Origin of the sequence: Paraburkholderia lebeckiae (genome assembly GCF_050436325.1) — a bacterium.
In the GTDB taxonomy this organism is placed as follows: domain Bacteria; phylum Pseudomonadota; class Gammaproteobacteria; order Burkholderiales; family Burkholderiaceae; genus Paraburkholderia; species Paraburkholderia tuberum.
Window position 1 is genome coordinate 3,423,254 of sequence record NZ_JBNDLZ010000003.1, and the last position, 11,796, is coordinate 3,435,049.

The 11,796-nt window shown below is 64.6% G+C and carries 13 protein-coding genes and 1 tRNA gene; 7 read left to right on the top strand and 7 right to left on the bottom strand.

The features are described 5' to 3' along the window. The first annotated feature begins 66 nt into the window (after window positions 1–66). The 3 genes from OKW44_RS33755 to OKW44_RS33765 all read left to right on the top strand — a co-directional run bounded on the left by OKW44_RS33755 (window position 67) and on the right by OKW44_RS33765 (window position 1,947). Window positions 67–342 (top strand): YkgJ family cysteine cluster protein, encoded by a 276-nt coding sequence (locus tag OKW44_RS33755; RefSeq protein WP_018421537.1) that lies wholly within the window; start codon window positions 67–69, stop codon window positions 340–342. An 84-nt stretch (window positions 343–426) separates the two neighbouring features. Continuing rightward, on the top strand, window positions 427–1,020 hold the full coding sequence (locus OKW44_RS33760; RefSeq protein WP_018421536.1) for a DUF1439 domain-containing protein: 594 nt from the start codon (window positions 427–429) through the stop codon (window positions 1,018–1,020). Between the two features lie 90 nt (window positions 1,021–1,110). Then, window positions 1,111–1,947, top strand: a complete 837-nt coding sequence (locus OKW44_RS33765; protein WP_018421535.1) for an undecaprenyl-diphosphate phosphatase — start codon at window positions 1,111–1,113, stop codon at window positions 1,945–1,947. A gap of 70 nt (window positions 1,948–2,017) precedes the next feature. On the opposite strand, the gene trmB is transcribed toward OKW44_RS33765, so the two are convergent. Together trmB and OKW44_RS33775 are read right to left on the bottom strand one after the other, a co-directional pair. Then, a complete protein-coding gene (trmB, locus tag OKW44_RS33770) occupies window positions 2,018–2,824 on the bottom strand; it encodes a tRNA (guanosine(46)-N7)-methyltransferase TrmB (RefSeq protein ID WP_018421534.1) in 807 nt (268 codons plus the stop codon). Window positions 2,825–2,950: 126 nt separating this feature from the next. After that, window positions 2,951–3,024: transfer RNA gene (locus OKW44_RS33775), tRNA-Gly, on the bottom strand. Window positions 3,025–3,248: 224 nt separating this feature from the next. Here OKW44_RS33775 and OKW44_RS33780 point away from each other — a divergent pair. Further along, a complete protein-coding gene (locus OKW44_RS33780; RefSeq protein ID WP_018421533.1) occupies window positions 3,249–4,832 on the top strand; it encodes a methyl-accepting chemotaxis protein in 1,584 nt (527 codons plus the stop codon). 56 nt (window positions 4,833–4,888) lie between these two features. On the opposite strand, the gene OKW44_RS33785 is transcribed toward OKW44_RS33780, so the two are convergent. The 3 genes from OKW44_RS33785 to OKW44_RS33795 form a co-directional block, all read right to left on the bottom strand. After that, window positions 4,889–5,452: a YggT family protein gene (locus OKW44_RS33785; protein WP_018421532.1), complete on the bottom strand. Its 564-nt coding sequence runs from the start codon at window positions 5,450–5,452 to the stop codon at window positions 4,889–4,891. A 157-nt stretch (window positions 5,453–5,609) separates the two neighbouring features. Next, on the bottom strand, window positions 5,610–5,930 hold the full coding sequence (locus OKW44_RS33790; RefSeq protein ID WP_018421531.1) for an EthD family reductase: 321 nt from the start codon (window positions 5,928–5,930) through the stop codon (window positions 5,610–5,612). Between the two features lie 85 nt (window positions 5,931–6,015). Further along, window positions 6,016–6,951: a Rossmann-like and DUF2520 domain-containing protein gene (locus tag OKW44_RS33795; protein WP_026225991.1), complete on the bottom strand. Its 936-nt coding sequence runs from the start codon at window positions 6,949–6,951 to the stop codon at window positions 6,016–6,018. A 276-nt stretch (window positions 6,952–7,227) separates the two neighbouring features. On the opposite strand from OKW44_RS33795, the gene OKW44_RS33800 reads away from it, so the two are divergent. The 3 genes from OKW44_RS33800 (at window position 7,228) to OKW44_RS33810 (ending at window position 9,260) form a co-directional block, all read left to right on the top strand. Next, complete coding sequence (locus OKW44_RS33800) at window positions 7,228–7,389, top strand: hypothetical protein (protein ID WP_204357140.1); 162 nt, start codon at window positions 7,228–7,230, stop codon at window positions 7,387–7,389. Between the two features lie 386 nt (window positions 7,390–7,775). Further along, entirely contained in the window at window positions 7,776–8,087 is a 312-nt protein-coding gene (locus tag OKW44_RS33805) for a hypothetical protein (RefSeq protein ID WP_018421528.1), read from the top strand. 207 nt (window positions 8,088–8,294) lie between these two features. Further along, window positions 8,295–9,260, top strand: a complete 966-nt coding sequence (locus OKW44_RS33810; protein ID WP_018421527.1) for a threo-3-hydroxy-L-aspartate ammonia-lyase — start codon at window positions 8,295–8,297, stop codon at window positions 9,258–9,260. Between the two features lie 72 nt (window positions 9,261–9,332). On the opposite strand, the gene OKW44_RS33815 is transcribed toward OKW44_RS33810, so the two are convergent. Continuing rightward, window positions 9,333–10,013 carry a LysE family translocator gene (locus OKW44_RS33815; RefSeq protein WP_026225990.1) on the bottom strand — a complete coding sequence of 227 codons (681 nt, stop codon included), beginning with the start codon at window positions 10,011–10,013 and terminating at the stop codon, window positions 9,333–9,335. 46 nt (window positions 10,014–10,059) lie between these two features. Next, entirely contained in the window at window positions 10,060–11,634 is a 1,575-nt protein-coding gene (locus tag OKW44_RS33820) for a UbiD family decarboxylase (protein ID WP_018421525.1), read from the bottom strand. Window positions 11,635–11,796 lie beyond the last annotated feature (162 nt).

An 11,796-nucleotide genomic window follows, 5' to 3' on the forward strand; every position in this document is an offset into this window, starting at 1 on the left:
GGCAACACGTTGCCAAGGTTTGAGTTCAGGAAAGATGACGTGGATCAAAGGTTGAACAGTGCACGGATGGACGCTCACGCGTGCCGTCCCGATTGCGGCGCGTGCTGTATCGCGCCGTCGATTTCGAGCCCGATTCCAGGCATGCCGAACGGCAAGCCGGCGGGCGTTCGCTGCGTGCAACTCGGTGACGATCTGCGCTGCGCGATCTTCGGGCGGCCGGAGCGGCCCGCGTGCTGCTCGGGTCTGCAGCCGCAACTCGAGATGTGTGGCGCGAATCGCGGCGAAGCGCTCGCGTGGCTCACGCGACTCGAGGCGCAAACACAACCGGCATCCCATCCATGACGCGCGGCATGCGGTAAACGCCGTCGCTGACCACACCCGTCAACGCAAGCCGATGTCCGCAAGGGCTTCCACAGGAGATTTCGCATGACTCGACCCGCAGCGCCGGCCCGGCGCCGCTTTCTGCGCGCTGCGCTGACCGGCTGCAGCGTGCTTGGCATCACTGTGTCGCTCGCGGCTTGCGCGAGCCCGACGTTTCCGTTCATGCCGTCGCACTACACGTTCTCGCAGAAGCAGGTGCAGGAGGCCGTGCAGCGCAAGTTCCCGTATCAGCGCACGGTGTCGCAGGTGTTCGACGTCGCGCTGAGCAATCCGGTGGTGGGCATGCTGCCCGATGCGAACCGCGTGCAGGTGAAGCTCGACGCGCGTTTCGCGAGTCCGTTCCTGCAGCAGCCGGTCGATGGCGTGTTCACGCTGTCGAGTGAACTTGCATACGACGCGGCGAGCCGTTCGGTGATCCTCAAATCGCCGAGTGTCGACAACGTCAGTGTGAGCGGCGAGGCGCAGATGTACACGCAGCAGATCAACGCGGCCGCGGCGCTGCTCGCGACCCAATTGCTGACCAACTATCCGATCTACACGTTCAAGCCCGAGCAGCTGCAATTTGCCGGCGCCAACTACGAACCCGGTACAATCACCATCCTTACAAACGGCATACGCGTGCAGATCGTCGAAAGATGACTGGCATGCGCGGCCACGAGGGCCGCGCATGCCAGTCATGACCGTGCGGCCCCATTTCGTTGCAGTAACCTACCGCGATAAGGGGCACGGATGGACTGGCTACTGGCTTGCAAGGCGCTGATTCTCGGCGTGGTCGAGGGTTTGACGGAGTTCCTGCCGGTGTCGAGCACCGGGCATCTGATCGTCGTCGGCAGTCTGCTGGATTTCTCCGACGAGCACGCGAAGACCTTCGATGTCGTGATCCAGCTCGGCGCGATTCTCGCTGTGTGCTGGGAGTTTCGCCGCCGCATCGGCAACGTGATCGTGGGGCTGCCGAGCCAGCCCGAGGCGCGCCGCTTCGCGCTGAACGTGATCATTGCGACGATTCCGGCAGTCGTGCTCGGCCTGCTGTTCGAGAAGTCGATCAAGGAGGCGCTGTTTTCACCGGTGCCGGTCGCGTTTGCGCTGGTCGCGGGCGGCGTCGTGATCCTGTGGGCGGAGGCGCGCCAGCGCGCGCGCGGCGACGCGGCGGTGCGGGTGCGCAGCATCGACGATCTGAGCCCGCTCGATGCGTTGAAAGTCGGCCTTGCGCAGTGCTTCGCGCTGATTCCGGGGACCTCGCGCTCGGGCTCGACGATCATCGGCGGCATGCTGTTCGGCATCGAGCGCCGCGCCGCGACCGAGTTTTCATTCTTTCTCGCGATTCCGATCATCTTCGGCGCGACGGCCTACGAGCTGTACAAGGACTGGCACCTGCTCACCACCGATGCGCTCGGCAGCTTCGCGCTCGGCTTCGCGGCCGCGTTCGTCAGTGCGTTCGTCTGCATCCGCTGGCTGCTGCGCTATGTCGCGTCGCACGACTTCACGGTGTTCGCGTGGTATCGGATCGGCTTTGGCCTGCTGATCCTGCTGATCGGTTATAGCGGCGGGTTGAGCTGGGCCGATTGAGATTTGCCGTGCGATGAAAAAAGGTCCGCGTATGCGGACCTTTTTTTCGTTGGCTTGCCGTCCCGTCGCGTTACGCGGCGCTGCGCTTGCGGAACACGAGATCCCACACGCCGTGTCCGAGCCGCAGGCCGCGCCGCTCGAACTTCGTCACCGGACGATAGTCGGGCCGCGGCGCGTAGGTGTCGGCGGTATTTTCGAGCCGCGGATCGGCGCCGAGCACTTCAAGCATCTGTTCGGCGTAGTTCTGCCAGTCGGTCGCGCAATGCAGATACGCATCCGGCTTCAGACGCGACACGAGCAGCGCGACGAACTTCGGCTGGATCAGCCGGCGCTTGTGATGGCGCGCCTTGTGCCACGGGTCGGGGAAAAAGATGTGCACGCCGTCGAGGCTGTCGGGCGCGATCATGTGCTCGAGCACTTCGACCGCGTCGTGCTGGATGATGCGGATGTTCGTCAGCGACTGCTCGCCGATCAACTTCAGCAACGCGCCGACGCCGGGCTCGTGGACTTCGACGCCCAGGAAGTCGTCGGCGGGACGGTGCGCGGCGATCTCCGCGGTGGTGGCGCCCATGCCGAAGCCGATCTCCAGCACGCGCGGCGCTTCGCGGCCGAACACGCCGGTCCAGTCGGGTTGTTGTGGCGCATAGGGCACGACGAAGCGCGGGCCGAACTCATCGAGCGCGCGGCGCTGGCCGGTCGACACGCGACCCGCGCGCGTGACGAAGCTGCGGATGCGGCGGTGATGAAGCGTATCTGCCGGCGTTGCACCCGGCGTGCCGTCGACGTCGTTCGTCTCGTTGCCGGCGGGCTGGTCGGCTGCGCTCGTGGGGGTCGGGGAGTCGTCCGGGAGACCGGAGTCGTTTGGATCGTGGATCATCGTCGATGCTACTGCAAGGGTTAGGGCTGCGCGGCTTGCGCGCTGTGCCGGGCCGTTGCCACTACAAAAAAGCCGCCTTCAGGGAGGCGGCTCTTGCTGGATTCCGCTGAACACTCAGCGGGAAAGTGGAGCGGGCGATGGGAATCGAACCCACGGCTCTAGCTTGGGAAGCTAGGGTATTACCATTATACGACGCCCGCAGAACTCGCGATTTTACAGGCTTTTGAGCCGTTTGGGCAGAGGTATGGTTCGCGCGCACGAGCAGCCGACCCGTCTTTTCGCTTCTGCGGTTCGAACGGCGCGAGCCTTCAGACTGTGTCTGCGCCTGCCGTTAACGCAAATACAGCCCAACACCGCGCGCTTGCGCACCCGCAAGCCGGCACGAACCCGGCGCTTCCCATCCCGATCAAGAGATTTTCCCAAGATGCAGTGGCTTTCCAATCTGAAACTGAGCCAGAAGCTTGTCGGCTCGTTGATGCTGTGCGCGTTCGTGACGGCCATCGTCGGCACCGTCGGTGTGCTGAAGGTGCGCGAAGTCGCGACGATGCAAACCGAAATGTACGACCGCGAATTCGTGCCTGTGCGCGACGACGGCACCGCCGCGTGGCAGGCGGCTTCGCACTTCCGGCGCCTCTATTCGTACATTCTGAATCCGGAGCCGGCAGGCCGCGCTGATACGGTGCGCCTGAATCACGGCGGTGAAGCGGCGATCCTGTCGGCATTCGACTACGAGCGCAAGCATGCGACCACCGACGCGCAGAAGCAATTGCTGAGCGACTTCGACGCCGCCTATCCGGCCTATATGAGTTCGGTCGCGAAGGTGATGGCGCTGGCCGATCAGGGCGATCAGACCGGCGCGCTCGCCGAGCTCAAATCGACCACCGACCCCCTGCACGTCAAGCTGCGCACGCTGATGATCAAGCTGTCCGACGTGCGGGATGAGTTGGCCAGACAGCGTGTCGCGAACGGCGTCGAGATGGTTCGCTCGGTGACCTGGTGGATCGCGAGCTGCGCGGTCGTCGGCGTCGCGGTTGCGATCGGCCTGGGGCTGCTGGTGACGCGCGCGGTCGTGCGGCAGATCGGTGGCGAACCGGCCGAAGTCGCGAAGGTCGTCGAGCAGATCGCGGGCGGCGACTTGAGCCAGCGACTGCACACCGGCGCCGCCGACGACGGCAGCATCTTGCGCGCGGTCACGCACATGCAGGAGCGTCTCGCGGCGACGATCGGTTCGATCCGCGAAAGCGCCGAGTCGGTCAGCATCGCTTCGCAGCAGATCGCGAGCGGCAACATCGATCTGTCCGCTCGCACCGAAGAGCAGGCCGCTTCGCTCGAAGAGACCGCAGCGAGCATGTCGGAGTTGACGCAGACCGTCAGCCGCAACAGCGACAACGCGCGCAACGCGAGCGCGCTCGCGACTGAGGCGGCACAGGTCGCCAACACCGGCAACACTGCCGTCGAGGGCATGGTGCGCACCATCGGTGATATCAGCGGCAGTTCGACGAAGATCTCGGAGATCACCGGCGTGATCGAGGGCATCGCGTTCCAAACCAATATTCTCGCGTTGAACGCGGCGGTCGAGGCCGCGCGCGCGGGCGAGCAGGGGCGCGGTTTCGCGGTGGTCGCGAGCGAGGTGCGCAACCTCGCGCAGCGCTCGGCGAGCGCGGCCAAGGAGATCAAGGAGATGATCACGACGTCGGTCGCGATCATCGAAGGCGGCACGCAGCAGGCAGCCGAAGTCAGCACAACGATGTCGGATATCAAGGCCGCGATTCATCGCGTCTCGGATATCGTCAGCGAGATCGCAACGGCCTCCGAAGAGCAGAACCGCAGCATTCACCAGGTCGGCCAGGCCGTCACGCAGATGGACGAGACCACGCAGCAGAACGCGGCGCTCGTCGAACAGGCCGCGGCGGCCGCGCAATCGCTCGAGACGCAGGCGCGCAGGATGAAGCAGACGGTGTCGGTGTTCCGGACGGGGGAGAGCCGCGGTTTCGCGGCAGCCGTGTAGAAGCCGCGCCGACTCAAGCGGCCGCCGCGCGTCAGCCCAACTTTCCCGCAATCAGCTCAGATCACAAAATAAGTCAGCTGAACCGCCGCGCGCGTGACGACCATCTGCAGCACCTGCACGATCACGAACAGCAGGATCGGCGACAGATCGATACCGCCGAATTTCGGCAGCACGCGGCGCAACGGATTCAGAAACGGCGCGGTCAGCTGATACAGAATCGGCATCGCGGGCGAACGCGGATTGAGCCACGACAGCAGCGCCATCAGGATCGTCATCCAGATGATCAGATTGAGCGCCCACTTGATCGCGGTGAGCACCGCGACGATCAGCAGCGTCGGCACGAGCGTCAGCGGATCGGCGCCCGTCAGCACGATCATCAGGACGACATAGATGATCGCGGCGATCAGCGTCGCGACCACGCTCGCCCAGTCGATGTTGCGCGTGCTCGGCAGGATGCGCCGCAGCGGCAGCACGATCCAGTTGGTCGCCTGCAGCACGGCGTTCGAGACCGGGTTGTACGGCGGCAGGCGCACAACCTGCAACCACGCGCGCAACAGCAGCGCGGCGCCAAACAGCGTGAAAACGGTATTGAGCAGAAAACGGGCGATATCGCCAAACATCTCGTGTCCTTATGCTTCTGATGGCGGCCGCCGACCGGCCGCGGGCTGCCGGCGTCGCCCGATCGGTGCGCGCCGGCGGTTTTCTGGATTTACCCGGTTAGCCAACCGGAGGTTCGACGTCATTGCGCGCCGCCTCCCGATGGCTGTCTGTCCGGCATCACACGGAAGTCCGGACCTCGCTGATCAGGATCGTGCCGTTGCCGCCGTCGGTGTAGTTCGGGATATCCGCTAATAGTTGCTCGGACGCGGGCTTGAACACTTTATAGAAGTCATCCGCGCTATCGAACAGGAAGTGTCCCGCGGCCACGTAAGGCGGTGGCGTGCCGGGCGGCCCGGCGTTCAGGCCCGCGTCGACCGACCAGCCTTTCAGCGCCGGCCCGAACAGCTTCGCCGCGAGCGGCATATGGGTCGCGCAGTAGTAGTCCATGTCGAAGCGGCCGTTTTCCCGGTACGGGTAGAGGATGCTGACCTTGATCATTGTGCGTTCTCGTCTGTTGGTCCCGAAGCGCGGCGCGGGTCGTCGCGTGGTTCGCCCAGCGTGCCGGACGTCACATTATCACGGCTTACTTGACGCTTGCACCTGCCGCGGCCTGATTCAGCGAGCGGCCCAGCGATTTTTCCACAGCTTCGGAGATCGCTTCAATCGTCGCGGCCGGCGTTGCGCGACGTCGGGCGAGATTGACCGCGCGGCGCGTCAGCAGACCATACAGCGCGGCATGGTCGCCGCCGAAGCCTTCGAGCAGCGCAAGCTGCTTCTCGACGACACCCGCGTCGCCGCGCGATACCGGCCCCGCGAGCGCGTTCGGCAGGCCCTTGTCGCGCGCGGTTTCGATCGTGCCGGCGAGCATCGGCAGCAGCGCGCGCAGCGCGTCGTCTTCGGCGAAGCCGAGCGTGCGCCACAACGCCACGCATTCGGCGAGGCTGCAGAGCGCGAAGCTCGCCGCGTAATGCGCGGCGGCGTGATACAGCATGCGGCCGCCCGGCGGAATCGACAGCGGATGGCAGCGCAGCGCGAGCGCGAGCGCGGTCAGCGTCTCCTTCAGTTCGCCGTCGGCTTCGATCGTCACCGAGCAGCCGACGATACGCTCGAGATCGGCGAACTCGCCGCTAAATAGATACAACGGATGAAAGCCGCCGATCGCCGCGCCCTGATCCCGCGCTGGTGCGAGCAGTTCGACCGGCGAGGCGCCGCTGCAGTGCACGAGCGCCTTGCCGGGGTGGCTTGCCGCATCGCCTCCAAAGCGAAGTGTGTGCGCTGTCGTACCGATGCTGTCGTCAGGAACGGCTAAAAAAACGATATCGGCGGCGTCGACGACCTGTTGCGGGTCGTCAGAGGCCGCGCAGTGTGCGATCTGGGCGGCGAGCCGGCGCGCGGAACTGGCCGAGCGGCTCGCCACCGCGGTGACCGGATAGCCGGCGCGCGCAAACGCGAGCGCGACACAACGCGCGAGCCGCCCCGCGCCGATGAAGCCGACGCGCGGCAAGGAAGACTGGGACATGGTCACCTGCTCCAGACGGATCGTGTGAACGGGAAAGCAGCAGTATCTCGCATCCGGCGAAGCGCGGGCGCGATCCGGCCCCTTGCACGGTTCGACAGCGGTCGTCGGATGAGTTTGCGGGCGATATGGCGCCAACCGTCGGTCATCGGGTGGCGTGACGCCCACGGGTGTGAAAACTGTTCACAATCGTACGTGACAGGAACAGTGGTCGATGAGCCGGTTTGGCAGTCGTATTTTCAATACTTCGTTCACAGTCGGAATTTCGGGAGGGTCGAGATGAGTATTTTTTCTTACCGAAAGCACTTGCGGTTCCTGACGCACGCCCAGCGCCGTCGCTGGTGGGATCAGAAAAAGCGCCTTAAGCCGCGCGTGCAGATCAGCGGCGCATACGTGCCGCCCAACGTGTCCCGCGAATTCGTGTACGTGAAGGTCGGTTAGTCGCGCCGTCTTTGCAGGTGAGAAAATGCCCGGCTCGAGCCATTGAGCTGGGCATTTTTTATTGGGAAATTCCTTTCGGCTGTCAGGATTGAAGCGAATTTGTAATTAAAGATTACCGATGCGCGAACTCAAACCCCCGGGCTCGATCAGACCTGTGACGCGCGGCCCGTCGCCCGCGCGCAACCCCTTGATTCCCGGCTGATTTCGCTCAGGGCGGGACGGCGGGTCGGCAAGCTCGCGCCGCGCTCGGCAAAACGCCTGGGCTCCCCTTTGCAATTTGCAACAAATGCGAACAGTTCGGCCGGGGCTTTTTAGATACATTGTGTCCAGAGCATGCGAGGCATGCGCAGTCGGCGACCTTGGCAGGCCGCGCTAGGAGAATAGAAGTGAAAAAGATCGTTCCGTTTGTCGTTGCAGCCGCACTCGGCTTGGGACTTGCCGGGGCTGCTGAGGCAGGTGTTTCCGTCGGTATCGGCCTTGGGGTGCCGATCGCGCCGGCCTATCCGGTCTATGCGGCGCCGCCGCCTGTCTATTACGCGCCGCCGCCTCCGCCGGTGTACGCGCCGCCGATTGTGGTCGCACCGGCTCCGGTGGTGGTCGGAGGCTATTACGGCTATGGCCGACCTTACTATCGTGGCTACTACCACGGCTACCATGGCTACTATCGCGGCTACGGGCACCCGTACTATCGTCGTTAAGAAGTGCGGGCGCGCTTGACGCGCGTGGGAACGTCGACGACGTAACGCCGGCTTGTGCCGGGTTACGTCGTTTCTTTTTGCCTCGCTGGCTTTTTGCTTTCCGCAGCGTTCCTGGCTGGTGTCGCGCGCTCGCGCGAGCGCCGTTCCAAAGCATTGAGGAAGCTGGGAGAATGGCGGCTTCGCCACCGCTCCAGGAGAGTTTCGCCGATGCAAGCGCTTCCCGCTCCCACCTTCGATGACGTCCTCGACGCCGCCGCGCGTCTCGAAGGCGTCGCGCACCGCACCCCCGTTCTGACGTCGAGCACGTTCGACGAGCGCACTGGCGCGTCGGTGTTCTTCAAGTGCGAAAACTTCCAGCGCATGGGCGCGTTCAAGTTCCGCGGCGCGTGCAACGCGATTTCGCATTTCGACGAGGAGCAGCGCAAGGCGGGCGTGCTGACCTATTCGTCGGGCAATCACGCGCAGGCGATCGCGCTGTCGGCGCGCCTCGCCGGTATTCACGCGACGATCGTGATGCCGCACGACGCACCCGAGGCCAAGGTTGCCGCGACCAAAGGCTACGGCGGCGAAGTGATTACCTACGACCGCTACAAGGAAAATCGCGAGGAAATCGGCCGCCGGCTCGCCGAAGAGCGCGGCATGACGCTGATTCCGCCGTACGATCATCCGCACGTGATCGCCGGCCAGGGCACCGCGGTCAAAGAACTGATCGACGAAACCGGTCCGCTCGACATGTTGTTCGTGTGTCTTGGCGGCGGCGGGTTGATCAGTGGCAGCGCATTGTCGGCGGCCGCGCTGAGCCCGGCCTGCACGGTGATCGGCATCGAGCCCGAGGCGGGCAACGACGGCCAGCAGTCGCTCGCACGCGGCGAGATCGTTCATATCGACACGCCGCGCACGATTGCCGATGGCGCCGCCTCGACGCATCTGGGCCATTACACGTTCGCGGTCATCCGCCAGCTCGTCGCGCGAATCGAAACGGTCAGCGATGCGCAACTGATCGAGACGATGCGCTTTTTCGCGCAGCGCATGAAGATCGTCGTCGAGCCGACTGGTTGTCTCGCGGCGGCGGCGGTGCTGAACGGCGTCGTGCCGGTGAAGGGCAAGCGCGTCGGCGTGGTGGTGAGCGGTGGCAATGTCGATCTGCCGAAGCTCGCGCAGTACCTCGCATGAGCGGCTCACGTCGAGTCGCATGAAGAAAACGGCTCGCCGATGCGAGCCGTTTTTTTTTGTTCGCGAGCCGCTTCAGCTTGCCACTTGCGCGGTGCTCTGCACGATCAGATCGCGATACCCGTTGACGATCACGCTGTACGAGAAATAGGCGAACAGCAGCGCTGACAGGACGTGACACGCGCGCAGCAGACCGGCGCCCGCGCGCTTGCGTCCCTGGCTGCCGAGCCCGCAGATGAAAAGCGTCCAGCACAGGCCGCCCAGAAAGAATCCGCCGAGGAAGATCAGCGCGGTTGTCGGGCTCGTTGCGCCGGCCTTCGCGATCAGCGCGCCGCCGACCGCCGCGAACCACAGGATCGCCGAGGGCGACGACACCGCGAGTAGCACGCCGCGCAGAAACCCGCGCCATGCCGACTGATGCGGCGCAGCCGCGTCGCATTCGCCGGCAACGGCTGGCGCCGTGGCTGGGAACACCGCTTCACGCGCCATCTTCCAGGTGAGAAACAGGAGGATCGCCGCGCCGCCGATCCATACGACCCAGCGCACCGATTCGAACTGGAGCAGCGCGGCCATGCCCGCGAGCGCGAGCGTCGCGTAAATGAGATCGCCGACGCACGAGCCGAGCCCGAGCCAGAAGCCCGGCCGAAAGCCGTGCGACAGCGTCAGCGAAATGATCGCCACGTTGACGAGACCGATATCGAGGCACAGCGACAAGGACAGAAAAAAGCCGTCCGACATCATTGAGAAAGCGTGCATGCGCGCGAGCGCTCCATCCGTTATTGATTGTGTTGTCCGGCGCGCGTTACAGGCCGAGGCCCAACTCGTTCCACAGGCTATCGACACGCTGCTTGACCGCGTCGTCCATCACGATCGGGCGGCCCCATTCGCGGTCGGTTTCGCCCGGCCACTTGTTGGTTGCATCGAGCCCCATCTTCGAGCCGAGGCCGGCTACCGGCGACGCGAAATCGAGATAATCGATCGGCGTGCGGTCGACGAGCACCGTGTCGCGCGTCGGGTCCACTCGCGTGGTGATCGCCCAGATCACTTCCTTCCAGTCCCGGATATTGACGTCCTCATCGACGACGACGATGAACTTCGTATACATGAACTGCCGCAGGAAGCTCCACACGCCGAACATCACGCGTTTTGCGTGGCCGGGGTAGCTCTTCTTCACTTGCACGATCGCCATGCGATAACTGCAGCCTTCGGGCGGCAGATAGAAGTCCGTGATCTCGGTGAACTGCTTCTGCAGCAGCGGTACGAACACTTCGTTCAGCGCGACGCCGAGCACCGCCGGCTCGTCGGGCGGTTTGCCGGTGTAGGTGGAGTGATAGATCGCGTCGCGGCGCATCGTGATGCGCTCGACCGTGAAGACCGGGAACCACTCCTGTTCGTTGTAGTAGCCGGTGTGATCGCCATACGGGCCTTCGAGCGCGTGTTCGTACGTGGCCGACGCGCCCTTCGACGGACGCGGCGGTGCGCCCGCCGGGGCGGGCGAGGGTGCGCCTTCCTGCGGATAGATGAAGCCCTCGAGCACGATCTCGGCACGCGCGGGGACCTGCAGACCGTCGACGCCCGGTGTGACGCATTTCGCGAGCTCGGTGCGCCCGCCGCGCAGCAGGCCGGCGAACTGGTATTCGGACAGCGTGTCGGGCACCGGCGTGACCGCGCCGAGAATCGTCGCCGGGTCCGCGCCGAGCACGACGGCCACCGGATACGGCTTGCCGGGATTTTTCAGCGCGAACTCACGAAAGTCGAGCGCGCCGCCGCGATGCGCGAGCCAGCGCATGATCAGTTTGTTACGCCCGATCAGTTGCTGGCGATAGATACCCAGGTTTTGTCGACTCTTGTTCGGCCCTTTCGTGACGGTCAGACCCCAGGTGATCAGCGGCCCGGCATCGCCGGGCCAGCAGGTCTGGATGGGCAATTTGGCAAGGTCGACGTCATTGCCTTCCCAGACGATTTCCTGGCAGGGCGGTGCGCTGACCGTCTTTGGGGCCATGTCCCACACGGCCTTCGCTAGCGACAGCAGCTTGCCGGCGTCCTTGAGCCCTTTCGGCGGCTCGGGTTCCTTCAACGCGGAGAGGAGCCGACCGACGTCGCGCAGCGATTCGAGCGCCGCCTGATCGCCCGCGCCGGCTTCGGCATCGATACCCATGCCAAGCGCGACGCGGCGCGGCGTGCCGAACAGATTGCCGAGCACCGGGAACGCGTGCCGTTCGGTGTTCTCGAACAACAGAGCCGGGCCGCCCGCGCGGAGCACACGGTCGCACAGTTCGGTCATTTCGAGATTCGGCGACACTTTTTGCGAAATTCGGCGCAATTCACCGATCGCCTCGAGGCGGCCGATGAAATCGCGTAAGTCTTTGTATTTCATCTGTGACGGTTCAGGGCCGCATGCGCGGCGCATAGGACGGGGAGGGCAGGAGGGACGGCGTTGGTACCTATCTGCGCCAAAAACGATTGTCGATTTTACCTGCGTTGGCCACCGCACGTAGATCAACCAAATGGTCTAATCCAAACAGCCAGGGTCGGATCG